Annotated in this window: 22 protein-coding genes; 5 read left to right on the top strand and 17 right to left on the bottom strand. The window is 28.8% G+C overall.

Features of this window, described 5'->3' with window-relative positions; translation table 11 throughout:
- Positions 1 to 10: 10 nt before the first annotated feature.
- Both spoIIP and gpr read right to left on the bottom strand, forming a co-directional pair.
- Positions 11 to 1,264, bottom strand: a complete 1,254-nt coding sequence (spoIIP, locus tag K7H06_RS06315; RefSeq protein WP_223039037.1) for a stage II sporulation protein P — start codon at positions 1,262 to 1,264, stop codon at positions 11 to 13.
- A gap of 87 nt (positions 1,265 to 1,351) precedes the next feature.
- Positions 1,352 to 2,326, bottom strand: coding sequence for a GPR endopeptidase (gpr, locus tag K7H06_RS06310; protein ID WP_223039036.1), 975 nt, complete (start codon positions 2,324 to 2,326; stop codon positions 1,352 to 1,354).
- A 200-nt stretch (positions 2,327 to 2,526) separates the two neighbouring features.
- Between gpr and rpsT the strand changes: the two genes are divergently transcribed.
- The gene (rpsT, locus tag K7H06_RS06305) at positions 2,527 to 2,790 is read left to right on the top strand and encodes a 30S ribosomal protein S20 (RefSeq protein WP_223039035.1); all 264 of its coding nucleotides are present in this window, start codon (positions 2,527 to 2,529) and stop codon (positions 2,788 to 2,790) included.
- A 74-nt stretch (positions 2,791 to 2,864) separates the two neighbouring features.
- Here the strand turns inward: rpsT and holA are convergent, their stop codons facing one another.
- The 6 genes from holA to K7H06_RS06275 all read right to left on the bottom strand — a co-directional run bounded on the left by holA (position 2,865) and on the right by K7H06_RS06275 (position 11,485).
- Complete coding sequence (holA, locus tag K7H06_RS06300) at positions 2,865 to 3,899, bottom strand: DNA polymerase III subunit delta (protein ID WP_223039034.1); 1,035 nt, start codon at positions 3,897 to 3,899, stop codon at positions 2,865 to 2,867.
- 24 nt (positions 3,900 to 3,923) lie between these two features.
- Positions 3,924 to 6,257 (bottom strand): DNA internalization-related competence protein ComEC/Rec2, encoded by a 2,334-nt coding sequence (locus tag K7H06_RS06295; RefSeq protein ID WP_223039033.1) that lies wholly within the window; start codon positions 6,255 to 6,257, stop codon positions 3,924 to 3,926.
- A 117-nt stretch (positions 6,258 to 6,374) separates the two neighbouring features.
- Entirely contained in the window at positions 6,375 to 6,683 is a 309-nt protein-coding gene (locus K7H06_RS06290) for a hypothetical protein (RefSeq protein ID WP_223039032.1), read from the bottom strand.
- Positions 6,684 to 6,813: 130 nt separating this feature from the next.
- Positions 6,814 to 7,356, bottom strand: a complete 543-nt coding sequence (locus K7H06_RS06285) for an ECF transporter S component (protein WP_246637643.1) — start codon at positions 7,354 to 7,356, stop codon at positions 6,814 to 6,816.
- Between the two features lie 610 nt (positions 7,357 to 7,966).
- Entirely contained in the window at positions 7,967 to 9,229 is a 1,263-nt protein-coding gene (locus K7H06_RS06280; RefSeq protein WP_223039031.1) for a tetratricopeptide repeat protein, read from the bottom strand.
- 117 nt (positions 9,230 to 9,346) lie between these two features.
- Positions 9,347 to 11,485 carry an Eco57I restriction-modification methylase domain-containing protein gene (locus K7H06_RS06275; RefSeq protein ID WP_223039030.1) on the bottom strand — a complete coding sequence of 713 codons (2,139 nt, stop codon included), beginning with the start codon at positions 11,483 to 11,485 and terminating at the stop codon, positions 9,347 to 9,349.
- 154 nt (positions 11,486 to 11,639) lie between these two features.
- Here K7H06_RS06275 and K7H06_RS06270 point away from each other — a divergent pair, with 154 nt between their 5' ends.
- Positions 11,640 to 12,284, top strand: a complete 645-nt coding sequence (locus tag K7H06_RS06270) for a hypothetical protein (protein ID WP_223039029.1) — start codon at positions 11,640 to 11,642, stop codon at positions 12,282 to 12,284.
- An 11-nt stretch (positions 12,285 to 12,295) separates the two neighbouring features.
- Here the strand turns inward: K7H06_RS06270 and K7H06_RS06265 are convergent, their stop codons facing one another.
- The 4 genes from K7H06_RS06265 to K7H06_RS06250 all read right to left on the bottom strand — a co-directional run bounded on the left by K7H06_RS06265 (position 12,296) and on the right by K7H06_RS06250 (position 15,223).
- Positions 12,296 to 12,904, bottom strand: a complete 609-nt coding sequence (locus tag K7H06_RS06265; protein WP_223039028.1) for a hypothetical protein — start codon at positions 12,902 to 12,904, stop codon at positions 12,296 to 12,298.
- Between the two features lie 121 nt (positions 12,905 to 13,025).
- Positions 13,026 to 13,466: a hypothetical protein gene (locus tag K7H06_RS06260; RefSeq protein ID WP_223039027.1), complete on the bottom strand. Its 441-nt coding sequence runs from the start codon at positions 13,464 to 13,466 to the stop codon at positions 13,026 to 13,028.
- 118 nt (positions 13,467 to 13,584) lie between these two features.
- The gene (locus K7H06_RS06255) at positions 13,585 to 14,514 is read right to left on the bottom strand and encodes a DUF7986 domain-containing protein (protein WP_223039026.1); all 930 of its coding nucleotides are present in this window, start codon (positions 14,512 to 14,514) and stop codon (positions 13,585 to 13,587) included.
- A gap of 121 nt (positions 14,515 to 14,635) precedes the next feature.
- Positions 14,636 to 15,223, bottom strand: a complete 588-nt coding sequence (locus tag K7H06_RS06250; protein ID WP_223039025.1) for a hypothetical protein — start codon at positions 15,221 to 15,223, stop codon at positions 14,636 to 14,638.
- 141 nt (positions 15,224 to 15,364) lie between these two features.
- Between K7H06_RS06250 and K7H06_RS06245 the strand changes: the two genes are divergently transcribed.
- The 3 genes from K7H06_RS06245 to K7H06_RS06235 all read left to right on the top strand — a co-directional run bounded on the left by K7H06_RS06245 (position 15,365) and on the right by K7H06_RS06235 (position 18,227).
- Positions 15,365 to 15,814, top strand: coding sequence for a hypothetical protein (locus tag K7H06_RS06245; RefSeq protein ID WP_223039024.1), 450 nt, complete (start codon positions 15,365 to 15,367; stop codon positions 15,812 to 15,814).
- A 110-nt stretch (positions 15,815 to 15,924) separates the two neighbouring features.
- The gene (locus tag K7H06_RS06240; protein ID WP_223039023.1) at positions 15,925 to 16,917 is read left to right on the top strand and encodes a hypothetical protein; all 993 of its coding nucleotides are present in this window, start codon (positions 15,925 to 15,927) and stop codon (positions 16,915 to 16,917) included.
- Between the two features lie 107 nt (positions 16,918 to 17,024).
- Positions 17,025 to 18,227 (top strand): alanyl-tRNA editing protein, encoded by a 1,203-nt coding sequence (locus K7H06_RS06235; RefSeq protein WP_223039022.1) that lies wholly within the window; start codon positions 17,025 to 17,027, stop codon positions 18,225 to 18,227.
- 232 nt (positions 18,228 to 18,459) lie between these two features.
- Here the strand turns inward: K7H06_RS06235 and K7H06_RS06230 are convergent, their stop codons facing one another.
- From K7H06_RS06230 to gabT, 5 genes are all read right to left on the bottom strand, one after another.
- The gene (locus K7H06_RS06230; protein ID WP_223039021.1) at positions 18,460 to 19,839 is read right to left on the bottom strand and encodes a Na+/H+ antiporter NhaC family protein; all 1,380 of its coding nucleotides are present in this window, start codon (positions 19,837 to 19,839) and stop codon (positions 18,460 to 18,462) included.
- Between the two features lie 69 nt (positions 19,840 to 19,908).
- The gene (locus K7H06_RS06225; protein WP_223039020.1) at positions 19,909 to 21,120 is read right to left on the bottom strand and encodes a CdaR family transcriptional regulator; all 1,212 of its coding nucleotides are present in this window, start codon (positions 21,118 to 21,120) and stop codon (positions 19,909 to 19,911) included.
- 318 nt (positions 21,121 to 21,438) lie between these two features.
- Positions 21,439 to 22,521 (bottom strand): NAD/NADP-dependent octopine/nopaline dehydrogenase family protein, encoded by a 1,083-nt coding sequence (locus K7H06_RS06220; protein WP_223039019.1) that lies wholly within the window; start codon positions 22,519 to 22,521, stop codon positions 21,439 to 21,441.
- Between the two features lie 240 nt (positions 22,522 to 22,761).
- Complete coding sequence (nhaC, locus tag K7H06_RS06215) at positions 22,762 to 24,210, bottom strand: Na+/H+ antiporter NhaC (RefSeq protein ID WP_223039018.1); 1,449 nt, start codon at positions 24,208 to 24,210, stop codon at positions 22,762 to 22,764.
- Between the two features lie 354 nt (positions 24,211 to 24,564).
- A complete protein-coding gene (gene gabT, locus K7H06_RS06210) occupies positions 24,565 to 25,926 on the bottom strand; it encodes a 4-aminobutyrate--2-oxoglutarate transaminase (RefSeq protein ID WP_223039017.1) in 1,362 nt (453 codons plus the stop codon).
- Positions 25,927 to 26,217 lie beyond the last annotated feature (291 nt).

Raw genomic sequence — 26,217 nt, 5'->3', positions numbered from 1 at the left:
CATCACCATATCATCTTTTTATATCCTTAATCACTTGATCTAACACTTGAGATAAATATTTTGTTGTCCTAACAGCCTCATCTATATTATTAGCAGTATTTCCAATTTCTATAAGAGCATAATAATCTGAATTAAATTGATTAAATCGATAGGGCTTGGTGATCGTTTTTTTTGCTAAACCTGGATATAATTCATCACTTCTTGCTTTTATATATTCAGCAAATGTTAGTAATTTTTCTGCATTCTTATTTCCTGTACCCACAACGATACTATATCTTGCAACTTTTTGTCCATCAATCACTACATAACTATTCTTTCTAGCACTGCTATTATTAGGAGCAGCATCCCTATGAATATCAAAGATTATTTTCAAAGAAGGATTTTTATTCATGTTCGTTTTTAATGTTTCTAGGGACCGTATATAAGATTGTTGATAGGATGGATAATCATGTAGGGTATCATTATGTATTACATTATAGCCTTTATGGGTTAAATAAGATGTTAATTGATCTCCCACTACTCTTACTGTAAATTTTCTATTAAGAGAATGAAAGTTCCCTATTGATTCAGGCATATATGATTCAGTTGCATGAGTATGATATACAAATACTACAGGCTTACTCATATTCAATTTTACTTTATTAGGGGTTTTAACAGCAGAACTTACAATAGGTATAGATGCTGTATTTTTATTGGTGGTCTCATTTTCCTTTTTTATATTTTCTACTTTTACATTCGTTGACCCTGTTGCTACTTCTTGAATTTCTTTTGTTTTTCTTACTACTTGATTACGATTTACTTCTTCTAAAGAATTATTTTCAAAATTATTTTGTGCTATGTTATCTCCCTGATCCTTTAGCACCTTATAATCATCCATTTCTGCTAAATCATCATCAGCTTCTTTTAACATAGATATTTGTGCTTTAAATAATGTTTTAGGATCTTCATAATCAAAATTAATTATTTTTCCTAGAACAAGTTTTATAAATGTTTTATCATGACTATATCCATTTTCTTTTTCATAATTTACTTCTAAAAGGGGGATAGTTTTATTTAACATTTGTATGAACAAACGATCCTTTATATTTTCTTCTCTATTAGCTTGTACAACACTTTGACCCTTTCTGGCCCCATTAGCTTTCGCAATCATAATATCCTTAGTATCTAAAATCAAAATTCTAAATGACATGATACACATCATACAAGTTACAAAAATGCCTATCCATCTATAATATTTTTTCATTTCAATTACTTTAATCTTCACCAGTTTATGCACCTCTCTTTAGTTTCTTTTGTTATTTTTGTGTCTATATAAGATTATATGAGAGGTGTGATTAATATATGATTGTTATTACTGTAAATATCGATTGACATCTTTTAAATCAATCCCAGGATGCAGCGCTATATTTAAAGCATTGGCAATAATTTGTGATATATTTCTTATAATCATATCTATATCTTTTGTTGTAACAATTACATTTGCACCATATGGTTCTAGGACTTCTTTAATCAATCCATATTTGTCCTCATCACTCATTCCTTTTAGAATTTTATAAAATTCCGAATCCTTAGATGCTTGATTAGATAATTCATCTACAACTAATTTGATTGTGTCATTTGTCAGGGTTGCAGCATCAACAACAGTAGGTACACCAATGGCCAAAACAGGTACTCCTAAAGTATTTTCACTTAATTCCTTTCTCTTATTTCCAACACCAGCTCCTGGGTTTATTCCAGTAGTGGATATTTGTATCGTTGTATGTACTCTTTGCATTTTTCTCGATGCTAAAGCATCAATAGCAATGACAAGATCTGGCTTTGTTTTTTCAACAACGCCTCGAATAATTTCTACCGTCTCAATTCCTGTAGTTCCCATTACCCCTGGTGATATAGCACTCACTGGTCTCATTGTTGGATCTTCACTTTTTTTATACGCTTCAAAAAAATGTCTTGTCACAAACACCTTCGATATCACTTGAGGTCCTAAAGCATCTGGCGTAATATCCCAGTTTCCCAGTCCTACAATAAGTGTTTTAAAGTTCTCCTTTTTAGGTACAAGATTTACTAACTCTTTTGCTAAAGATTGACTTAAACGATCCTTTAAATCTGCATCGGCATTTTTCATTCCTCGCGATTCAATGGTAATATAGCTTCCCTCTGGCTTTCCCATAATCCTACTGCCTTCTCCATTTAAAACTTTCACATCCGTAATAGTAGCAAAATCCTCTTCTCTTTGCTCTACTTGTACCCCTGGAATTTCTTGTTTTGTCTTTTCTTGATACAATTCTCTTGTTTCTAAAGCTAAATCTGTTCGTATTTGAAACATTCATTCCACCTCCTATTTTTATAGTTTTCACTATCTTTTTAAATTTATGTACAATATTTAAATAACTCTCTCAATTTTGAAACCATGTATAAATTGATAGCTTTATGGAAATAAAACAAATAGGAGTTTTTTCCTTGCTTTTTCATAATAATCATGATAGAATATCTTTTGTTGAATTAGATATAAGGGGGGTGAATAGATTGGCAAACATTAAATCTGCTAAAAAGAGAATTAAAGTTATTGATGTAAAAACAGCTAGAAACAGAAAAGTTAAATCTGCTGTTAAAACTGCAATCAGAAGATTCGAAGAAGCTTTAGTCGCTGGTAATGTAGAAGAGGCAAAAGCTAAGTTCCAATTTGCTGAAAAGAAAATCATGCAAGCTGCTGCAAAAGGAACTTTCCACAAAAATAATGCTTCTAGAAAAGTTGCTAGATTAGCTATCAAATTAAACAAAGCTATATAATAAATCAACCGTCATTTATTCCCCATTAAGATAAAAAGCGTACACTGTACGCTTTCCGCCGTTTTTGGGGTTTTTTATTTTCCAAATTGAGTAATCAATAGTTCTATCCCTAATCTTTGATCCATCTTACCTTTCTTAATACTTTCATCTGTATGAAGACAAGTCTTAAGTGCTTTTTTTAACATCTCTACATCAAAATTCATAGCCTGCTTTAAATATTTCTTTACAACAAACTGTCTAAGCCCTAATTTTGGCCCTATAGCCATGGCTGTATATCCCTGCTTTTCCATTAGCTTTATTTGAAATAAATATCGAAACTGTCTTGTAATCATATATAATATCTTTATTTCCGACTCCCCTTCTATCAACATATCGTTAAAAAAAGAAAGGGCTCTATCCGCATTTTTAGTTCCTATAAACTCTACAAGGCTGAATATATTATTTTCCATAGATTTAGGTGCTAATAGTTCAATATCACTGCTTGTCACTAAAACTCGATCCCCCAAAAAACTACATAGTTTATTAATTTCATTATCTAAGTCTTTTAGATTCTTATTTGAATTCCTATCTAAATATCCAGTAAGTTCTAACAAAAAAGCTATTTCTTTGTTTTTAATTTCTTTATTGCTCTTTTTAAAAGTTTTTTGAATCCATTTATAGATATCCTTCTCAGTTAATTTATCAAAGGCTACAATTTCCCCATGCTTCTTAATAACTTTTATAATCTTTTTTCTTTTATCAATTTCTTGGGTTGCTACGAAAAATAGTTGTGTTGTATCCGGTAGATTTGTAAAATATTTATGAAGTCTTGCTTCCTCCTCTTCACTAATATTTTTTCTTTTGCCCAGAAAACACTCTAAATCCTTTACAAGAACCATTCTCCTCTCCCCCATAAATGGAAGGGTCTCACAGGCATGAATAATTGCATCCACATCCGTCTCTTTCCCATCTATAAACTGATAGTTAAGATCTTCGAATCCTTTATTAATTGTTTTTTCTTTTATCGTGTTTAAGGTATTTTCTATAAGATAGTATTCATGTCCATAAAACAAATATAAATTCCTCAGTTCACCATTTTTCAAATCCTTTAAAACATCTTTATAATTCATAATAAATCCTCCAAATTATTTTCTTCATTCATGTAACATAGTTTTGATTCCTATTCTTTGTTTATCTAAAGTTACAATCACAGCACCATCCTGATCATTTCTAAATACTGCTGTGTTCTTTTCTTTTAACCGCTCCAATACGTTTTTATGTGGATGCCCATGTAAGTTTTTTCCAACTTGTATGACAGCAACTTTTGGTCTTACTAATCCTAAAAAAGCATCCGTGCTAGAACTATTACTACCATGGTGAGCCACTTTTAATACATCTACAGAGAGTTTTGGATAACTTCTTAAAATCTCCTGTTCTCCTTCTGCTTCTACATCCCCAGTAAATAATAAATTATATCCCTTATATTCCATTAATGTAATCAACGAGTTGTTGTTTATATCATCACCACTAGACATAACTAAAGACTTTCCAGGATGAATAAATTTCAGATTCACATTTTTTTCAATTTTTATTTTATCATTTTTTAGACATTGGTAGATCTTTGTTTTTTGCTTGATACATTTTTCTTTCAACGTTTTGAAATCTTCTGATTGATAATAATCTGTCCCCATAATAAAAGTCTTTACCCTTAGATGATCTAACACACTGATGAGTCCTCCTATATGATCTTTATGAATATGAGATAATATCATTAGATCAATGCAACTTATACCATTCTTTCTTAAAAAGGGTACTAGAATATCTTCACCAATATCTATTCTGTTTTGAAGGCTGCCCCCTCCATCTATTAAAATGTTTTTCTTCATAGGTGTCTTAATAAGAATACAATCTCCTTGTCCAACATCCACAAATGTAATTTCCATTTTACCAGGTAACAAGTACAAAGAAAAGGCTATTGTCACATATACGCCAATAACAATACCCATTCCTTTCCTTTTGTTCATAGAATAATCCTTAATTTTCTTATCTCCTATCACCCATATCATAAAAAAAGCATAATAAAAAAATATAAAATAAAAACTTGGTGAAACTACCTCAACATTAGAAAAAGGTATAGCTTCTATAAACTCAGATAAAGCGACCATAACTCTTATTAAAATAGAGACAAGCCATCCCAAAACAGATGCCATAGATATGCTAATAAATCCAATCATAATCATTATAAGTCCTATGGGTACAATAAAACTTACAATGATTACAATAGGTATATTTACAATAAACGCACCTAAAGATATGTAATTAAAATGATATGCTACAACAGGAATAATTCCTATTTGAGCAGCCATAGATACAGATAAAATTTGCCTAATAGATTCAGGTATAAATTTTAATTTATGTAAAATTGGTTTGTAGAAAAGAATAATCACAAATGCTGCTATAAAAGAAAGTTGAAATCCTGTATCAAATAGATACAAAGGATTTACAATTAAAAATATTAATCCGGCAGTAGCAATAGCCGATAATGAATCATATCTTCTATTAAAAAGTGGTGCTAAAACTAATATAATAGTCATGCTTGTAGCCCGTAAAACAGAAGGGGCATATCCAGTAATGATAACATAAAAACTCAAAATGGCCAATATAATAAATGTTCTTATGGTTATAGAAAAATCCTTTAGCAACTTTTGAATATACATATAAAGAATCCCTACATGAAGCCCTGATACTGCCAATATATGGGCAACCCCTACTTTTTTAAAGGTTGTATATATATTTTGATCTAAATTGTCTTTATCTCCTAGAAGAATTCCTAAAAAGATTCCACCTTCCTTCTTAGGCAAAACCTTAGAAATGATAAGAACAATCTTGTTTTTTATTCTATTTGCTTTTTTTATCACAAAAGATATGTTGCCCTTTCCAATGATCTCTATTCTTTTAACATCTCCATATAAAATTCCATAAATGTTTTTGCCCTTTAGATACATATTGTAATCAAACATTTTAGGATTTCGTCTTTTCTGAGGTTCTAAAAGTGTTCCATAAACGCCAATTCGTTTTCCTATGGCGGATTTAAACCCATCATTTTGTCCTTTAAGTTTTGCATATATTTTTCTAGAAAGTCTATATTTTTTTCCATCCATTACAATTGCTTCTACCTTTAATGTCATGACTATTCGTTCTTTATATTTATAAGAAACATCTATTACATCGCCAATAACATATAGTTTTTTTTCAAAGAATGATTCCAATTGTCCCTCATATTCATTATTTACCTTGAAATTTAAAGATCCCAATAATAATATAATAGAAAATAAAACAACAACAAAACCTTTCCTGTATATAAAAATTCCAACAATAATATTTATAAAAAAAATATATATCATTGTCTCATAAGACATACAAACTATATGTTGCAATAAGATTCCTAAAACATAGAATGCTGTTACTATTAAAATAGGTCTTCTCACTTATTTGATCCCTCTCTTTTGGATATTCCTATATAATCCTTTTAATGAATATTTTTCCCTTATTCATTAAAAATAAAAGATATATTCCAAAAAAGAATATATCTTTTATTATTTATATTAATGTCTCAATTCTTTTTCATCTCTTAGATAGTTAGGTCTATATCTTCCTGCAGTATGATCATTTCCTTTATATAATAAATCAGCCTCAATATTGATGCTATGATTGTTTTTATCATGCTTAATTTCAACATTTTCCACTCGCCCATCATCTTGATGATAATTTAAATACTGCCATAAAATATCTTTAGCATTTTCAACACTTACATTTCTATCATATGTAAATAAATATTCTTTTTCTGGTACTTCAAGATATAATTTGTATTTATCTCTTACTTTTACCCTTCTTTCACTAATACTATTTAACATCATATCCCTTCCTTTCTTTTTTATATCATTATCATTCCCTTTTCATAAAAAAGCTTTCAGAAAGAAATATACCATTATATGGAATTACATCATAATTTTTACTAAAACAAGACTTCCATCTATGGAAGTCTTATCCTTGTTTATAATTTTCTTTTAGTTTTTGAAATAATTTTATTTTATCTAAAGCAATCATCAGTGGTGCTGCTAAAACACCGCCGCCTACTGCTTGAGTAATATTACCAACAACCCCTAATACAGCCGTAGCAAAACCATACAATATACTTTCATAAGCTAAATATCCAAGAACCATAATCATTCCTCCTACTACCACCGAAAAAACAAATATAATAATTTTTTTTGAAATACTTGTATCTATTGTTACTATCTTATGATAGATATACCCTATAGCTAAAGCCTCCAAACCTTTAATAACAAAAGTAGCAGGAGCATAAATAAAATATCCAGAAAAAACATCTGCAAAAAGAGATCCTATTCCTGCAGCAAGACTTCCAGCTATCGGCCCTAATAAAATACCACTAAGATATACCATACTATCACCAATATGAATATATCCTTTCGTTGGCGTTGGCACTTGTATTAGCATTGTACCTACTAATACTAAAGCTGCCATTAATCCTGTAATCGTTAATTGTTTTACATTCATTTTATGCATTGTATCGTTCCCCCTTTAAATTATGTCAAAATGTATCATTTCGATTTTATTATAGCATTAAATTGTATCTGTGTAAACAGCGAATTAACCCGGTTTGTATCGGTACAATTTTGTGCTGTTTTTTATTTTATTTTTAATCTTTAATCCATGATTTTATCATAAACTTATAAATTTCTTCAAAACACTTTTTTATTTTGTAACATAAATCCTACAAGTTACATACTATATACTAAGAAAAAGGACAAGAGATAAAATATTCAAGATAAAAAAAGAAAATAAAGGAGGGGTTAATGTGGGTTGCTATGGTGGTTGTGATAGTAGTTTATTATTCTTCTTTCTACTTCTTGTAGTCTTATTCTGCTGTCCCGGTTTCTGTGGATATGGTTGCTAAAATAAAAAGAATTGGGAAATTTTCCCGATTCTTTATACATAGTCTTGTCTAATTGATTTCTTACTTTTTTATTTTCTCTGTATCTTTTCCATAATCAAATCCCCTAACTTTCTCTTTTTCTCAGTTATTTTTTATATTTATGACTATTCAATACAGGTAATATAAGATTTTCTTTATTATGCAAAAAAATAAGTCAATAGCTTTGACTATTGACTCATTCTAAAGGACTGAATATTTTTTCTTCAACTCTACAATAGCATCACGAATAGGCTGATAACCAGGAAGGATCTTTCTCGCCTTATATAAATACCACTTGGCTTTTTCTAATTTACCTGTATAAAGATAGATTAAACCTAAATTATGATGTCCATGTCCATTTTGCGGATATAATTCAATAACCTTTCTTGCATAATACTCAGCTCTTTCATATTCTTTTAAATCTTCTCCATATATTTTAGATAGATTTAATAAAACAACAGCATCTTTTTCTTCATATTTTAAAAATTTCTCATAATAATAGATTGACTTTTCATATTCACGTACTTGCTGATAACATATACCCAAACTATAATAAATATCTTGTTGTACTTCCAAAATATCTTCCCCACTCATATCAAGAGCCTTTTGATAACAAATAATAGAAGCTTTATCTTTTCCAATTTGGCAAAAAATATCAGCCATTAATTTCCAGTTCATTGAGACATCTGGATATTTCTTTATACGATCTTCTAAAAATTCTAAGGCAATATCAAAATACTCGCTATTTACATATGCAATGAGTAAATTATTAATCAAATATTCATCATCTGGATTAATCTCTAGTCCACGTCTACACACATCTATTGCTTCTTCTTCTAATCCATTAAGCAATAAAAAATTGCTCATGTTCAAGTAAGCTTCTGATGCATTCGGTTGAAGACTTGCTTGAACTTTCAAACATCTAATACTCTTATGAAGTTCTCCTTTTGCTTCATAATAATAGGCAAGCTCTTCAAAAAGATAATATCTTTTGTACTTTTTTAGAAAAAAAGGATTATTTTTATATATACACATAAAAGCTGCTCTTGCAATATCTATCCTACCTTCTTCTAAATGATTTTTCCCTTCTCTTAGAAAAATTTTCCATGCATTAGAATTAGTTCCTTCTTCCATCAAATTGTATTTCTGTATCCACATTTTTTCCATTTTCCTTTGTGTGATAAATTCTCGAGGAAAAAATAAATTTTCAAAAACCCAAAATGATGGTATTTCTTTATGAATCCTACGCTTTATTATGCAACTCTCTTTTTCATCCTTTAATTTTATTCTAGTCCAATATCCAGGAATTTTTTTATATTTACTTTGAAAAGAAATACCTTTTACTCCTAAAATAGATACATCCTGTAGCTTCTTATGATTGATTTCTTCTTCCACTTTAAAAATTCTCTTCATATAATCATTTCTTAAGCTTTCTGTAGGAAAAAAAATACTAAATTCCTTCAAACATATAGCCTCCTTTCATTATAAGGGACTATATCATACACATGTTTCATAACCTTTAGCCCTCGTTTATTTCAATACATAATATTCGTTGTTTTTTATTTGGTGATTAAATATAAGTTATTTTTTTATATTTCTTTTATACAAATTTTCTATGATTGCTACTTCTTCACTTGTTAATGAATATAAATCATAAAATATGCTATCTATCTTTTCTTGAGCTATTTGCGTTTGTCCAAACTGCACCATTTGTTTCACTAGAATCTTAATATCTTCACAAATACTTTTATGAGCACTACATGTGATTGGCAAATTTTTCAAAGGAGTTGCATACAGTTCTAAATAATCGCCCTTTCTTTTTCCACGATTATACAACCAAAAGTACATAATCTTTGAGTTTAAAAGACCTAATAACATATAAAAGTCCAGTGTTTTTTCTTTTGAAGTAATAAAATATACATCAGCGCTAGCATACCACGAAGAATGATTCAAAGCAAATCTATTTTCTTTTGCTCTATGAGGAACAATAATTTTAGTACTTTCAAATATTTCTTGATTTCGAGGCCACTGTAATGCATACCAATGTCTAGTACCTCGAAGGGTTTCTCTTCTCTTTTTTAAAACCTCTTTATATTTTGATAAATGCTGTAAAACCTTTTTTTCTATTTTTGTTTGATCATCTATATATAATAAATATTTTGAAGGATTATGATTTGCACAATACCTTCTTATATCGCTATTTTTATACATTGGTTTGAGATAATGTGAACCTAAAAGTCCTAATGCACTTACTTCATCATAAGATAAAACAAATATTCCCTGATTCAATATTATATTGTTTTTTTTAGCCATTTCAAAGGGTATTTTTTTCTCAAGCATATCTCTCGTTACTTTGTCTGCTCCACTAACAATCCCTTGATTCACATTGCATACTTCTTTCAATATATACTGACGATGATTATATAATTTCCCCAATATACTATCATATTCATTGTTCTCTTGTATCAAAATCTGCCCATAATCATCATACAATTTTTCTTGATTGGGCAATATATATTGACATGTTTTTTTCTCTATTTTTTTATTTTCATAAAGCAATTGATATAAATCTTTATCATCAATATTTTTTTCTTTAACGTACTTTACACGTACAGATTGATTTTTACTTATATTATTTGCTAGAAAAAATATAATATTATGCTGTCCTTTAGCAGATTTAAAAATTTCATAATCATTAAAATTCACAATATCAATAAAGGTACAATGATTCTTTAAAAAATCCCTCAATTTTACTGCTCCATCAGCAGTTACAAAATAGTTGGTTGTAATATAAGATAATATTCCTTTTTCTTTTAAAATTTCTAATGACTTATAAATAAAAAAGTAAAAATAATCCATCTTCCCTTCATAATATTTTTTTCCAAAGGAACTATTTTTTATCTTGTCAAATGCAGCTTTATTCCCTTTTTCCCCTAAATACGGAGGATTCCCTATTGCAATATCAAATTTTTTAGTACCTTCAAAAACCTTTTCATCTGTTAGGCTATCTGCCACAGTAATATTAATTGTATCTGGATATCCTTCTTTATTTTCTCCACAAACTAGAGAAAATAAAGCCATTTTCCCAATGCATGCTGGCTCCCTTTGTAGATCTATCCCAAATAAATTATTTTCCACAATATGTTTTCTTATCAAAAAATCCTCTTCATTCTTTCCTAATGTTCTATAAATATTTTTTTTATATGTATATATTTTTTTAAAGGCACCAATCAAAAATAATCCTGTCCCACAAGCTATATCAATCATTTTTATTTCATCCAAAGCTTTTAGTATTTTTACAATATACATCCTATTAAGTGACTTATTTCCATACAAAATTTTCCTCAAATCTTTTTCAGGGCAACCCGTTTCTCTTAATAAATAAATTTCTAAAGATCTTTCTACCATATACTCTATAATAGAAAATGGCGTATAAAAGCTACCTGTCTTTTCTCGACGATTTTGTGATAAATAATTTTCATATAAATGACTAAGTATAGTAAAATCATAATCTTTTAGATCTAGAATCTCATTCAATTCAAATTGCTCTTTTAGATCATCTCTTATAGAAAGTCCTATGGCATTTAAAGCATCTGCGCTATACTTCTTTAAAAAAATAAATTTGCAAATTTCTAATACAAAATCAGCTCTTTCAATTTTTAAATCCTCTATATTTTTTAAAATTTCATCAAATAATCTTCTCCACTTTCTAATTTGCATCACATCTCCACCTAAATAAAATTATGAAAGCATCCAATTTTGAACGCATCCTTTTACAGTATTATCTGTCGCAATTTTTATTTTTTTCTAAACACTATAGAATATTTCAAAAATTCTTCCGATATATTATATAAACAATGAAAGGAGTGTTTATATGTCAATCAAAAAAATATCCTCATCTAGTAAAAATAGAATTAACAATATGTTCGTTAATCAAACTTCAAAAATAAATCAAATTCACAGTATTCAACCCATAAGAAAAATAAAAAAAATTGATAACTATGCCTTTCAGTCCTCTCAAAACAATTTTTTTGGATCATCCTATTTCTATGAACATTTAAAAAAACTCAAAAAAGAATATCTTCATTTCTATAGGGTACAACAAGAACTTGAAGACACATTAAAAAAATTTATTCATCCTGCACATGAAAATTTTATTACTATGATCAAAGAACTCATCTCAAAATACAACAAAGCAATAATCTCCTTAAAAGATTTTGATTATGATTTTAATACAAATCACTGTCAAAATATAAATGATATCCTTTTGATCTATCAACCAAATTTAGAAAAAATAGGTATAACCCTACAAAAAGACTACACACTATCTATAGATGAAACAATATGCACTAGAACCCTTAAAGAAACTACTGATGCTATCCAATTTTTATTTGATACAAAAAATGGATTTATTAAAAAACTTTATCATGCCTTTAAAGAAATTAAAGTCCCTAGCTATAATGATCCATACACTGTTTCATCAAAGGATTCACATTTAATCATCAATGAAAAGCATTAATTTTCTAGTGATTATTTAGTAATATACTTTATTCTATTATCTAATTCCAAATATATAATATCATATTTATCAAAAGTTTTTTTTAAGGATTTTCTTCTTATTCGGCCTATTATAAAATATTTTTTTAAATATTCATGGGCTTTTACTAAGCTTTTTTCATCATTATATTCTATACTCAAATTTTTTTCTAATAAAATATCTCTCATTATCTTCATTTCATCCAAAAATAGGTAATGGTTTTCTATCATATACTCATTGTTTTCAACATTAACCCACTGAAGCATCATTTCATCGATTGCTGTAATATTTTCCCTAAGTAAATCTTTATTATCTTGCTGAATCCTCTTATTACTTAAATCTATATTTTCACTAACCAATGTATAAAAGCTATCTTCTAGGGGCTGTATGGTTTTTAAATACATGAATATTTGTTTTTTTGGTTTTATATTCAAAATCCCTTTTAAAATACTATTATTCATCATAACATCTTTTGGTACAAAATAGATAAATGATGTAGCAATAAAGCTCATCAATATCCCTAAAATTATAACTTTCTGTATTGATTTTTTTTCTTCATCTCTTTCTTGTGAAGGTATTGATTTATGTCTAAATAAGTTCATTTTTTTCACCTTCTATATTCATGATTGTCTATATTATTTCTATAAACTTTGATAAATTCCTTCACCGTCTTTAGAATTTTATAAAATAAAAATAACGTGAAAATATCACGTTATTTTTTGCTTAATTTATCTTTTTTAAATACATACCATCTCCAACTTTTTTAACCCCATCTATTTCTTGAATCAATTGATCCACAATTAAATCCATATCTTTATACTTTATGTTTACGCTCTTTTTCTTTAAATATTTCATAATTGTAATCAAACGAATAGGGTAATCACAAGGATTTTTAAAATATGGATGTTTTTCAATCTTTTTTTTGATACTATTTTTATCAATATCAAAAATACGAATTACATTTTCAAAATCATTATTCCCTTCTAACTCACTAATTAAATACTCGATCTTATTTGTAGGCTTGTTATAATCCTTTAAAAGTTTTTTTAAATCCTTCAGAAATTTCAATTCGTTATTTGTACATTGATTCCTCGTATCTAAAGATAAAGGTAACGGTATGTCTTCATTACACGAATCTACCAAATCTGACAATGATATTTGCATAAGAGTTTTTTATCCCCCTTCAAGATTAATATTCATTTACTATAATTATATACTATTTTATATATTTTATCCTTCTGTGTCAATTTTATAGTACAAGTGTTTTTGTTAATTTTTCCTTTTACACAATATCCTCTAAACCTATGATTTCATCCTTATAATGTTTTGCCAAATCCCCTAAGATTGATTCTATTAATTTCTTTACTTTTATGCGCTCATTTTCTGAATTACATTCCAATTCTATTCTATTTTTTTCTAGAACCATTTCTGCCAATAACTCATCTTTATCAAAAATTTTAAAATAACAGCTTCCCTCTTCCTCGAAATCTAATTGAATGCCTTCATGTTTTTGTAATATCCCTTCGATTGTTTTCACATCATGAATCAAGTAGATACTTTGCCAAACATTGTATGCATCTTCATTCTCTGTCTCATTTGTTACATCAGCAATAACATCCACATGTTTTTGAATCAAAAGACTATTTTTCTTCAAAAACTCTTTCCATGTAGCGTATTGATTTTTCCCTTTGTATTCTTCATACTTAAAAATCACGTTTCTTTCTATGCTATTTTGAAAAAGTGCGGGTATGTACATGATATTACCAATAAACATAGCTTCATTTTCTATTTTTATTATTCTACCAAAAATCAAATCTTTACACTGTTTTTCATGAAATTTCCCTAAATTCACAAGTATTTCTGTTTTTGCGAAAATATCCTTTAATAACCCTTTATTTTCCTTTAATTCTTTTACTTCATATATACTTAAATAAGATTGCATTCTTTTCTCGATAAAGACCCTTTCTTCCTGGGATAATTCCCCTTTCGTGCTTTCATAATATTTTTCAATAAATGCAGCACCATCTTTCATTCTATAATCATAAATTAACCATGAATTAAAATCTATCATCATTTTATCATTAGTAACTTCTTCACCAACACAATTATCAAAGTATACTTTCGCTTCTTCAATATCTCTTTGAAATTTATCCTCTAATAAAAACTTTAAAACATTTTCTTCTATGACCATTTCTAAATTTTCAAAATTCATAAACTTCTCTCCTTTGTTATGGTTCTAACCTTTTTACTTTTAGTATTATATGTCTATTATACCCTAATATCTACTGGTAGATAAAATTTTTCTATATTATAAAACCAGGCCTAGCCCGGCTCTATAATATTTCTTCCATTTTTAATATATACGAAAGAGTAGGTGCATCTTTATAAAATTCAGCTAATTTCATTTCTTCTCTTTGTTCTAATGAATAAATTCGTCTGAATAATAAAACAATATCTTTTTTCTTTAAACTTGAAAAATCAATAGCTGATAGATGATCACTCATAACTTTTGCTAACTCCTCATCTATTTCAAACACATCATAATCACTTTCCTTAAAAATACTTCTTATTTGATTGTTCTCGTCTGATTGCAAATCTTTAATAGCAATATCATATAATAGATTCAACTTTCCAGATATATTCTTTACAAAATTTTTCCACTTTTCAATGCCTTTTGTGCTAATTTTCATATATCTTAAATCATGGTCTTCAATATATCGTAATAAAACAAATTTTGCACAATGATTAAAACATGACTTATAAAGAAATAATTCACACCATTTTTCATCATCTATATCCATGTTCAACCGACTATCTATTCTCATTTTTTTTAATATTCCTCTATTTTCGTATTCATATTTTATGATAAAAACTTGAATAAACTCTTTCAGTCCATGATATATTTCTTTAATTTCATCCATAAATTTCATCTCCTTCAATAATATAACTCTTACTACATATTATTCAGCCTGTCTATATTTGTGTTTTTAACACTTAACCTCTTTTATTTCTATAAGAAAATAGTGTATAATAAAATAAAATATTTAGCAAGGAGGATCCTTTTGGCAAAAATCATCGCACTATCTAAATATAGAAAAAATAAATTTCATAAAAGCTGTAAAAATTTATGTATTCATGGTCCAATATATTTTCATGATTTGAATGATGGCATTAAAAAATTAGCATATAAGTATATGGATACTATTATCCAAAGTATTCAAGACAATTTAATAGAATCGCCTAACCATCAATCCGTTTTAGAAGATTCACAAAGGTCCTATATTACTCAATATTTAAATGTAAAAGATTCATTTTCTATATATCATGAAGTCAAACTACTGCGAGGCTATCAGTTAAAAGATATCTCTGAAAATGACTGGAATAACATTACAGATATCATTATTCGTTTAAGTGCAATCATCTATTATAATTTATGGAAAGAAGAAGTACAGCCTATTCATTTTGTTGATCAATATACATGGACAAGTATTCATACAGATCCCTCAAATTAATTTCTTTAAAAGGCATCTATTATTTTTAATAGTTGTCTTTTTTGTTTTTCTATCCATCAAATACAAATAATTAATTTAATGAGGACATATACTTAATTGAGGTGATCTAGATGATAAAAAAAATTTTTGCTTTGCTACTGATTATCCTTTTATTATTTGCAGCCTTCATATTAAATGAATTCTTTAATAACAACCAATATATATCTACTTTTAAAACTTATGTTGTTCCTAACCTTAAAATTTCAAATACACTATTAGAGGATTATTATAGTACAAATAGTAATCTCCATAAAAAAGCGTCTGAATCAATCATTCTAACTACACTAAAGAATTTAAACTATGACCAATGGATTGAATATATTGACTATATTGATTTAATACTATATAAATCTAATGTACTACCTGCCCATGAAGATGAATTAATTGTTGTACTAAATCTATCAAAAGACACATCAGTCATTGCTATATATTCATCTATCAATGATGAATACGTATTTACAAATAAAATTGAAAATATATTACCTGTTCAAAATATTAAATTTATCCCTGTTTCTGAATTAGGTTATAATTTATTAATAACAGACCAATTATTAGATGAACGATTAGGTGCATTTTTTTTAGAAGAATTTATAGAGATTTTTCTTTATACAGATGACAATTTTAAGAGTGTCTTTAAAAAAACAAAATATAAGGACGAAATCTATAATGCAAAATGGATTAATCCTAAAGCATCTCCAAATGAATGGATAAAAATTATTGAAAATAACCATATTACCTTTAATCAAAAACCGAAATTAAATATACAGGTTTCTATAAGCAGGCAAAAGTTTAAAACCATGAAGAAAACATTTCCTTCCAAAGAAGATTTTAAGCTTATTGAAGAAATTATCACACAAGAAAACTATTACTGGAATCCAAAGTATCAAATGTTTGTAATCAATGAAGGAATGATTAAAAATTCATCAACCTCTGTTGCAATTATTGATGATACAAATCATTGGACAGAATCATTCTTAGGTTTTCCATCAAATAATTACAAAATCATCACAAAGAACGGAAAAATATTTTATTTGCATAAACAGTTTATATCCATAAAACAATAGATCTTTCAAGGAGATAAAAAGTATCTCCTTCTTCTTTTTGCAGGATTTTGTCTGTTAACATAGAAGATAATAGTTATTCACAACATAATCCGAAAGGAATGAGTTTATTGACAAAAAAATTATTTTATGACAATGTGCATCAAAAAGAATTTACTGCAAATATTCTTAAAGTAAAAGAAATAGATGGAAAATTTCATATTGAATTAAATCAAACAGCCTTTTATCCTGAAGGAGGAGGCCAACCCTGTGATAAAGGAACTATTGAAAATCTTCAAGTATCCTATGTATATGAAAAGGAAAATAAAATCTATCATGTACTAGACAAAGCACCTCCTAAACTCCATCTTTTAAAATGTTCAATCGACTGGAAAAGGCGTTTTGATCATATGCAGCAGCACTTAGGACAACATATTTTATCTGCTTGCTTTCATGAACTATTTGATGCAGAAACTGTTGGCTTTCATTTAGGAGATACATTTGTAACAATAGACATTACATTAAGCAATATATCTCCTACCCAACTTGAAAAAGTTGAATACTTTGCCAATCAAGTAGTCTTTAACAATCTTCATGTAAAGCAATTATATCCAACTGCCTTAAAGCTTTCAGATCTTCCTCTTAGAAAACCACCTAAAGTCAAAGAAAATATTCGAATCATCGAAATAGATCAATTTGATTTTTCTCCTTGTGGTGGAACCCATCCAATTCATACAGGAGAAGTAGGACTCATAAAAATTAGAAAATGGGAAAAAGTTAGAGGAAATATTCGTATAGAATTTGTATGTGGCAACCGTGCTCTTAAGGACTTTCATTGGAAAAATAATCATATCAATAAAATATCCACTCTATTATCTGTAAAAGACGTAGATACATTTAGCAGTGTAGAAAGAATATTTTCTGACTATACTTTTCAGAAAAAGGAAATCAGACGTTTAAAAGAACAACTTTTAGATTATGAATCATTAGCTTTGTATCAAAATGCTTCTATATTAAACGGTACTAAAATTATTAACAAAGTCTATGATGATAGAGATTTTGGAGAACTAAGAACACTAGCAGCAAAAATTGTCTCACAGCCTAATACCATTGTTCTATTAGGTTCAAGAAATGAAAAAGCTCAAATGCTCCTAAGCTGTTCGAATGAAATAAATATAGATATGAATAAAATATTTAAAGAAGTATGTCCTATCATTAATGGACGAGGCGGAGGAAATGCCCATACAGCTCAAGGCGGAGGAGATAATATATCAAAAATTGAAGAAGCATTAAAAACAGCCCAAAGGATTATTACAAATGAATATTTAACATAAAAAAGAAAAGTGTCCTAGGACACTTTTCTTTTTTTTCTACCCTATATATGCTTGGAAAATGATCTTACTCACAGTTATTAATTATATAGAAAGAAAGAACATACTGCAATAGTATTTTTAAAATTTTTTATTGTTTTCGACAAAATTCTATATGTATCTTCGACATATTCCTGTTATTTCTATATTATCATTGCTTAATTATTTTTATTATCTTGTATAAACAGTTTTTCTTTTACTCATTTACCAACTTTTCTTTCGATTCTCTATTTGTAAATAAATACCCAAACAAAATTGTAACTAGAGGAGAAATATAACATAATACAGCATATGGTCCATACTCCGTTGCTCCTACACCTGTTATTACTGTAATAATAATTGCATTTACATTCCAAGGAATCAAGGGTGCTATCGTTGTCCCTGCATCTGCAATACTCCTAGCAAGGGTAATTTTTTTCATTTTAAATTCCTTGTATTTCCTTTTTAAAAACTTTCCTGGTAAAAGAATCCCTACTGTTTGATCACAGGTAACTGTTGTCAAAGCAATACTTAATATGCAGGTTCTTGCAATTAAAGCTCCCTTTGTTTTTATTTTTGATGCCATTTTATCTATCATTGGAGCAATAGTATTGGTTCCTTCAAATACACTATTTAAAGCAACAGCACCTATTATAATGAATATAACCTCTATCATAGGGACTATACCGCCACCCCTTAAAATTCCATCTAATGCCTCTATCCCGGTTCTTGATCGATATCCAAAAAGTATAGCATGAATCATTTCATGTATCTCTATTTTTTGAAAAAATATGCCAATCACTATTCCGCCTAATAAACTAAAGGTCATATTTGGAATAACTTTTACACCTATAACAGCTAGTAGAATCATTATGATAGGAAATAATAAAAGTGCTAGTGAAATAGTAAAAGTATTAAAAATATTCCTTTGATATTCTCTTAATGTTAAAAGATCAACTTCGCCCGTAAAATTTCTTCCTAAAATATAATAAATCGTTGAACTAATAATCAAAGTAGGTATTAATGTAACTAACATATGTTTAAAAAAATCTTTATACTTTATATCGGTAGTGTTCATAGTAAGATTGACCAATGCACTAATAGGAGAGATTTTATCAGCAATAAAAGCCCCTGAAATAATAGTTCCTAAAAGAATCGGCTCTGGTATTGAAAGGCCTTTTCCTATTCCAAGCAAAGCAATCCCTATCGTACTAATCGTTCCAAAAGCTGTTCCCATAGCAAATGAAATCATTACCATAATCATAAAACATGCAAGTAGATAATTCATATGTACAATATAATCAAATCCATAATAAATCATAGTAGGTACAGTTCCTGAAGCAATCCAAACAGCTATAATAGACCCCATAAGAAGTACAATAATGTATACAGAAAAACATTCTTTTACACCTTTTAGAATCATCTTCATCAAAGCAATAAAAGAAAAACCGTTCCTCATAAATACAATCACAGAAAAAAATACACCTATAAAAAAGCCATAAAACAAAGGAATATTCCTTATTATACAAGTTGCAATAGCTCCCATACTTACAGCAAATATCATATAAATGTGTTTAAAACCTTTATTATTTTCCATATCTCCTCCTAGAGTTTCCATTTTTTTCTTTATACTCTAGATTATACACTATATTTTTTAAAATTTATTCTATTTTTTTATAAAACCTAATTCAACCATTAAAACTCCTAAATATAATGCTAACGCATTTCTAAATTTTCTTACATCCATGCCACTTATCTGATATATTTTCTCTAATCTATAATTTAATGTATTTCTATGTATATGTAAAATTTTTGATGCTTGAATTTGACTAAAACCAGATTCACACCATGCACGAATAGTTTTAAATAGTTCTTTCCAATCAGGTTGTTGTTGCAAACTATCTACCATCTGTGATATAAACCATTCACTTACGTCTTTATTAACATTTGAAATAATACCTTCAATACAATATTCCTTAATGCTAACAACTTTAGGTTTATCGATAACCTTTTTTCCTATTTCTAATACACGCCATGCATCTTGACATGATCTGCTTAATTGTGAAAGGCTCTTAGCAATAGATCCTATTCCTATAGTCGCAGAAACATTTTTTTGCTCTATCTCAGATATGATCTGATAACATTTCTGTTTGACATACTCAAAAACTTCCTTTTCGCTAAATTTATTTTGCAAAGCATGCAAAATAATAAATTTATCATTTCCAAAAGGTATACAAATATCATTTGGCTTATTAAAAATATTTTTTATTTTTAATTGCACATCTAATTTTAATGCTTGTATACTTATTTCTGGAGATTTTTCTTTTGTAGCCTTCTTATATATTTTTTTTGCTATTTTACTAAATTCAAACAGATCTATTGCAATTGCTATATGAGGAGGTTTAAGATCATATCCAAGTTCATATCCTCTTGTTAGTAACAGTTCTTCGTTATTCTTTGCTACATTAAAAGACATAATCTCTTGAATGAGATTCTGTAGCGCCCGCTCTGACAAAATTGATGCTTTAAAAATAATTTCTTCTCTTAATATCATTTCCGCATGTTTTTTCACTAAAAGTCCAAATTTCTCCACATTCTCTCGTTTTCCTGTTATCCCTATTGAGCCTAAAACTCTTCCATTTAATTCTATTGGAATGGTAAAACCCGCTTTCGTTCCTCTCATATTTCTTATATAGCCATGAAAATCAGAATGTGGCCTACCTGTAGCAATTACTTTTACTGAGCCTTCATGAAATGTTCCTAATCTCACTACATCACTAGCGCCAATTACAATAGATTTCTCATCAGTAATAATTACATCATAACCAATAATTTCGCAAGTATCTATTGCAATTTTCTGTGCTAATTTTCTAAGCATATAAAAACCTCCCTTTTCAAGAAAAACCCTAAATAAACGATCTCATAAATTTGTATATAATATTATTATATACAAATTTATAAAACATCCTCAAAAACATTATTAACTCAATTTAGTTTGTAAGTATTTTATCAGTATTATATTTATTCAAAAGTTTTCAACAAAAAAAAGAATACGATAATAAATCAGGGAAGTGAAAATATCACTTCCCATTTTATTAAAACATGCATATAATCTTCTTAATACAACTTTATCACTTTTTTCTTATGCCTAAATTTTCATAGTCAATTATTATAAAACATCCCATAAATCTTTAATCTAATTGAATATATTTTTTAGCTCATCAAGCGTATATTTTTCGAGACCAAGAGTTTTCATTGTTCTTGCTGCTTCTTTCCTATAATCTCTCTTTGTAATAATAGAAGCAATAAGTATCATAGCATCCATTACAGGAGTCTCCACCCCAACTTGTTTAGCAAGTTCTGACATAAACACAAGACCATATCCTACATCTTCATTTAAGTACCTATGATCCAGTTGATTCTGAGCTTTTATTCCTTTAAAACCTTCCGCTGTACTATATCCTGTTTCATAATCTTCAATTTGATTATATCCTTGATAAATCTTTACTTTAACATCAGGAATGAGGCCTGCTTCCAATTTATCACTTAAAGCTATCTTTTCTTTATCAAGAGCTTCCATCAATCTTCCTGCAGCTGGTGTAGCACCTTCTTCATAAAATAGAAAATCTCCTTTTGTTGATTCTATCCTACTTGCATTTAGAAGAGTTACGGATGGATGAATAATCGTATTTCCGGTCTGCATCATTGTCATAAAAATTGATTTTACTGGTTCCGATCCTGGATAAACTAATTTGAATACATCATATACTTTTTCAAGGTATTTTGAGGGCATTGCCGCAACATACAATCCACCTGTAAGCTTATGATAAATAGTTACCTCAGCCAGTCCAGTCACTCTACAAGCATATGGAAGGGTAGAAGTCTCAGAAATAATATAGTTTTCATCTTCAATATTGAGTCCTACAGCGTTTTTGAAAACAATAGCACCTCCACAAGAACTTGGGCAGATACAAACCATTTGTTCTTTCTTTAGATAAGATTTACATGCCTTTCCAAATGCCTCACTACTATAAGCAGGACCAATTACCAAAATAAATTCAGCACCGTCTAAAGTTTTTTCAATATCATGTCCAGCATAAGCAAGTTTTGCAAATCCTTGTATTGCACCTTTAACTTCAATACCACCTTTTTTATTAATTGCATCAATGTTAGCAGAAAACTGCTTAAAATCAAACAATCTTACTTGATGACCAGCTAAGCTCCAATCTGCTGCTGCTGCAACTCCACCGTTTCCTGACCCTAAAATCGCTATTTTCATGATGTTTCCCCCTCATCTTTAAATAATAATGATTTATATTTCTCATCATTATCTTAGCAGTAATGCCTTTTTTTATCATCATTCTAACCGCACGAATTTATAACCTACTTATCCTCTATTTTTGTTTATTATGCACAATTATATATGAACACTATCTAGTATTAGATAGTTTATTTATAAAAAAAGCACAAGAGAAGTAGATATCTCTCATGCTTTTATATCTTCTTATTTTTCTTTTATTTAGCTTACTTTTTTAAGAAGTGCTTTTTGCTCTTCATCATTTAATTTGGCAATTCCAAATCCTGTAAACCCATATATAATTGCTAAAATTGGCGTCATCCAACATAACATAGCCCATGGTGCATAATCCACAACATTCATATTAAATGTAGTTGCATAAAATATCCCTGACATTCCCCATGGGATCAAAGGATTCACACAAGTCCCTGCATCTTCTAACGTTCTTGATAAATTATTTAATTTCATCCCAGTCTGAATAAATAGCTTTCTAAACATTTCAGGAATCATTATGGTTGGAACATAAGATGTTCCTGCAGCACAAGCAAGCAAAATACTTGAGATAACAGTAGCAAGCATAACTTGTCCTCTTGTTTTTACTACCTTAACTACTGGCTGCAACATAATTTCCAAACACTTTGTTTTGCTCAAGATTGCTGTAAATGAATAACCACAATATATAATTGTAATAATACCAATCATAGAACGCATACCACCACGATTAATTAATTTAATTACTTCAATAGATATAGCATTTGAGTCAAATCCTGCTACATTTACCATAGATGCTTTAAATCCAAATATTGCAGATGCAACCCCATTTTGGATAGTAAAACCATTAACAAAAACCCCTACAGCAATAGCTAAAATTGATGCAAAGATCATAGTAGGAACAGTTGGTTTCTTCAGAAAAGCTCCTCCAAATACAACTACTAAAGGTAATATCATTAAGACATTCCAATTGTACATTTGATCTAAGTTATTAATCATCGTAACAGCAGTTTCAGGAAGCCCTGATGTAGATTCTATTAAATTTAATCCAACAATAAGGTATACAATCAAGCTAATAATAGTTGCTGGTACCGTTGTATATAACATTTGCTTAATATGATCATACAAGTCTACACCTGCACTTGCAGCACTAAGATTTGTTGTATCTGATAGGGGTGACATTTTATCTCCAAATATTGACCCTGCAATTACTGCACCTGCTGTTATATTCACAGGAAGACCTAATCCGACAGCCACTCCCATCATCGCCACACCAGCCGTTCCTACTGAGCCCCATGCAGTACCAGTAACTACAGATAAAATAACACAAATAATAAAAGAGAATACAAATAGGTATTGAGGATTAATTATTTTTAATGATAAGCTTATTATAAAAGGAATAGATCCGGAGAACATAAATGTTCCAATAATAATTCCAACACTCCACATTATTAATATTGCTTGAGTAACCTTCTTTAATCTATCTCCAATTGCATCTTCCATTTCACTCCAAGTATATCCTAATCTTTTAGCAATCAAACCCGCAAATATAGTAGCTAAAATTAATAAAAATTCTATTCTTAATTCTAAGTATATATATCCAATTGCTACTAGTAGTACCAACATGATAAAAGGTGCAATAGCTTCTATATACAACGGTAATCTTTTTCCTTTTTCCATTTATATCTTCACCCTTCCTTTCATTTTTTATAAAGCTATCAAACTTAAATACATATTGAAAGATTTAATTAGGACAATTTGATTATGTGAGTATGTGTAAATCTTTATATGAGAAAAACTTCACAAGAAAATAGATTGTTGCTATTTCAGATGAGAATGTAATTTTATCAGTTTTTTCTAGTCTTTCACTCTATTTTAAACTATATTGATTATTATTTCATTATTCTTATTGCACAAAACTCTATTTATTTTTAAGTATATTTTCTTTAAAACTGCACAAAGCCATTCAAAAACAATACGATTACTCTCCTATGCAGTTAAAATTTCTTTAGTTTTCATATAAAATAAAGGTTCCTATATATTATGATCCGTTACTCTTTTAATAGCATTTTCTAAAATATCTAACCCTATATTTAGTTGTTGATCTGTAATTATTAATGGCATCAGAAATCGTATATTATTTCCACGGACACCTGCAGATAACACGACTAGTCCATTTTTCCAGCATTCTTGTAAAACCTTATTTGTTTCTTTCTTAGCAGGCTCTTGTGTATCCTTATTTTTCACTAATTCTATTGCCATCATTGCACCACGACCACGTATATCTCCAATGATCTCATACTTTTCTTTCATTTCATTAAATCTTTTCATAGCAATCTCTGCAATATGATTTGCCTTTTGTGCATAATTCTCTCTTTCCATAACTTCTATAACTTTTAATGCTGCAGTTGTTGCAACTGGGTTTCCACAATATGTGCCTCCAATACCTCCTACTTGCGCAGCTTCCATAATCTCAGCTTTTCCAGTTACTGCACTAAGTGGTAGTCCTGCTGCAATAGATTTTGCACTTGTAACAATATCCGCATATACGCCAAATTCTTCCCAATATTCTGTAGCAAAAACTTTTCCAGTTCTGCAAAATCCACTCTGGACTTCATCTGCTATTAGTAAAATACCATGTCTATCACAAATATTTCTCAATTCTCTAATATAATTATCTGGTGGTACAATAAAGCCACCTTCTCCTTGAATAGGTTCTAAAATAATAGCAGCTACATTTTCAGGTGCAACATTCTCCAAGAAAAATTTCTCAAGCTTTTGAATATAATAGTTTATACTATTTTGCTCTGAAATTCCTTTAGGCCTTCTGTAGATATATGGAAATTCAATGCGATGTACTCCTTGAGCAAAAGGCTCAAAACCAAATTTATAAGGTTTTACTTTACTTGTAAGTGTCATTGTCAACAAAGTTCTACCATGAAATGCACCAGTAAATGCAATAATCTCTTTTCGTTTTGTGTATTTACGTGCAATCTTAATTGCATTTTCTACTGCCTCAGCACCACTGTTCACAAACATAGTTTTCTTTTCAAAATTTCCTGGAATTAAATTATTTAATTTTTCTGCCAATCGAACATACTGCTCATAAGACACAACGTTAATACTTGTATGAAAATACTTATCACATTGTTCTTTTACAGCCTTTACTACTTCTTTATGACTATATCCTATGTTTAATACACCAATTCCTCCTGCAAAATCTAAAAATACATTTCCATCCACATCTTCAAATAACGCTCCTTGTCCTTGTTTAATAAAAGTAGGAACATAACTAGATACTCCAGATGGTACATTTTTTTCTCTTATCTCTAATAACGCTTGAGATTTTGGTCCTGGTATTTGTGTAATAATTTTAGGTTCTTTCAATTCTTTCATTTAAAAATCCTCCTTTAGATTTTTTAAACAATTTTTTAGATTACATTAATTTTATATTATACGCTGCCACTATTCATCGTTCTTATTGCACATAATTCAACAAAATTTTAGAGTTATTTTTGAAACAATGTTCTAATTTTGTTAAAATAATAACATTTCTAAAACTTGTTCTTTTTAGAACATCACATTGTTGCTAATCAAACTAATAATATTACAGATGTACAAATATCTCTTATAAATGTTAATAGTACACTCCTTATCTTAAAAGATTAGGTTTTGTTATAATTTCAA

Origin of the sequence: Crassaminicella profunda (assembly GCF_019884785.1) — a bacterium.
GTDB classification, from domain to species: Bacteria; Bacillota; Clostridia; order Peptostreptococcales; family Thermotaleaceae; genus Crassaminicella; species Crassaminicella profunda.
This window is presented reverse-complemented; position numbering and strand designations above follow the sequence as displayed.